The sequence below is a fragment of the Actinomadura geliboluensis genome (genome assembly GCF_005889745.1).
Lineage (GTDB): Bacteria > Actinomycetota > Actinomycetes > Streptosporangiales > Streptosporangiaceae > Spirillospora > Spirillospora geliboluensis.
The window spans coordinates 1-2097 of sequence record NZ_VCKZ01000691.1; the positions used below are offsets into that span (position 1 = coordinate 1).

The window sequence follows — 2097 nt, forward strand, 5'->3', positions numbered from 1 at the left end:
AGAACTACTTCGTCCTCGCCGACGTCCACGACGCCTCCCGGCCCTGACGCACCGAACCGTCACGCTTCGCCGGGGCGGGCCTGCCGGCCGGCCCGGCGACGGTTCCAGCGGCGGAGCTCGTCGGTGCGCCACAGCAGCAGGCATATCCGCCCCAGGGGTATCCGCAACAGGCCGGTTACCCGCCCCAGCAGGCCGGCTACCCGCAGCAGCAGATGCCCCAGCAGGCCGCCCCCGACCTCTACGCCTCGCCGATCCTCGTCTACGACCAGCCCGCGCAGTTCTTCTCGACCGAGGCGAACTACACGATCTGGAGCCCGCAGGGGCAGCCGTCCGCCTACGTCCGCGAAGAGGGCGTGAGCGGCGCGAAGAAGGCGTTCCGCGTCCTCAACCAGGCGAGCCAGACCAAGGCCGAGCGGAAGCTGACGATCTACCGCCCCGACGGAATGCCGTACTTCCTCTTCTACAAGCCGTACGGCTTCATGGGCACGCCCCAGATGCAGGTGCTCACCCCGCAGGGCGGCCTCATCGGCCACCTGCGCAAACGGGCGCTGCGCGGCTGGGAGATCCTGACCGCGCAGGAGCAGCAGATCGGCTACTACGAGCTGCTGAGCGGCCGCGTCACCGACTGGCAGCAGCAGGAGATCGCCCGCATCCAGCGCGGCTTCGACGGCTACGGCGAGTTCCTGTCGCAGATGTTCACCGGCGCCGACCGCTACGTCCTGCAGATGTACGCGCAGCAAGCGGAGCCGATGCGCACGCTCATCCTCGCCTGCCCCCTCGCTTTCGACACCGCCGTCTCCCAGAACCGCAGCATCGGCGGCTGGATCTAGCCGCATCGGCTGGCGGCGCCGCCCAGGCCCCACGGCGCCGCCACCCGATGCACCTCATCTCCGCGGGAGTGAGCGGAGCCTCCCAAGCGCCCGCCCTCGGGTCGGATGAACGGACGCTGTGGCGGCCGTGCCCAACCGGGCCTCGACCTCGACAACCGTGCCGCCGAGGTCATGGCGTGGCTCTTCTGGAACATCGCCGGCGTGCGTGTCGACGGCCATGTCGACGCAGGCATGTTTTCCTCGGTCCAGCGGCGTGGGTGCCATCAAGCCCTCACCGCTGGTCCTCCCGCTTGAGGACGGGATGGTTGGCGCGGAAGACGTTCTGCGGGTCGCGGGAGCGCTTCAGTTCGCGCAGGCGGTCGAGGGTCGGCTCGGGGAAGGCGTCGGCCACGCTCTCCTCAGGAGTCAGCAGCGTGTACGGCTTGCGCCCGGTGATGGCGCCGCCGAACCGCTCGACGAGCCGGCGCAGGCGGGCGCGGGTGGCGTGCGCCAGGTCCGGGTCGGGGCCGACACCGGTCATCTGGAGGAGGTACGGCTCGTCCAGCGCTCCGCTCGCGCCGGAGCCGGGCTTGGCCAGCGCGCCGGCCAGATGCCGGATCTGGATGGAGATCAGCGGGTCGATCGGCTCGGTGACCAGCCCCTCGTCCAGGTGCGTCAGCAGCTCCGCGCGGGGCAGCCCGGAGGACGGAGCGGTCGGCTCGCCGGCGACGTCGCCCAGGTCGGCCACCGCCAGCGGCCCGCGGTTGTCGCTGATCACGCCGTCGATCGCGTCGAGGCCGCGCACGAGCGCCGCGCCCTCGTCCGGATCCCCCAGGTAGGTCATGTCCAGCGCCACCATGGGCGGGGCGCCGGGGAAGGCGAACCGGCTGAACCAGACGGTCAGCTCGGGCGGCGCCGCGTCGGTGATCTGCCGGAAGACCTCGAACACCGCTCCGCCGCGCGCCTCCGGCCAGACCACCCTCCCGCCGTACAGGTGCGGCGCCGGATGCAGATCGAACTCCAGCGACGTGACCAGGGCGAAGTCGCCTCCGCCGCCTCTCAGCCCCCAGAACAGCTCGGCGTCGGACGCGCCGGTCACCCGGGCCCGGTTCCCGTCGGCGTCCACGATGTCGAAGGCGCGGACACTGTCGGCGGCCCAGCCGTGCTTGCGGCCGAACCAGGAGAGCCCCCCGCCCAGCGTGTAGCCGGTCACGTTGACCACCGGTGAGCTGCCCGCCAGCCCGGTCAGGCCGTGGGGCCCGGCCTCCGCCAGCACCCGCCCCCAGCC

2 protein-coding genes are annotated in these 2097 nt (G+C 72.0%); one reads left to right on the forward strand and one right to left on the reverse strand.

All coding sequences use genetic code 11. The annotated features are described in order from the left end of the window. Positions 1–212 precede the first annotated feature (212 nt). A complete protein-coding gene (locus ETD96_RS43550; RefSeq protein WP_138642319.1) occupies positions 213–830 on the forward strand; it encodes an LURP-one-related/scramblase family protein in 618 nt (205 codons plus the stop codon). A 271-nt stretch (positions 831–1101) separates the two neighbouring features. Here ETD96_RS43550 and ETD96_RS45615 read toward each other — a convergent pair. Further along, the coding region (locus ETD96_RS45615; protein WP_171069540.1) for an FAD-binding oxidoreductase at positions 1102–2097 on the reverse strand (996 nt) is incomplete at its 5' end.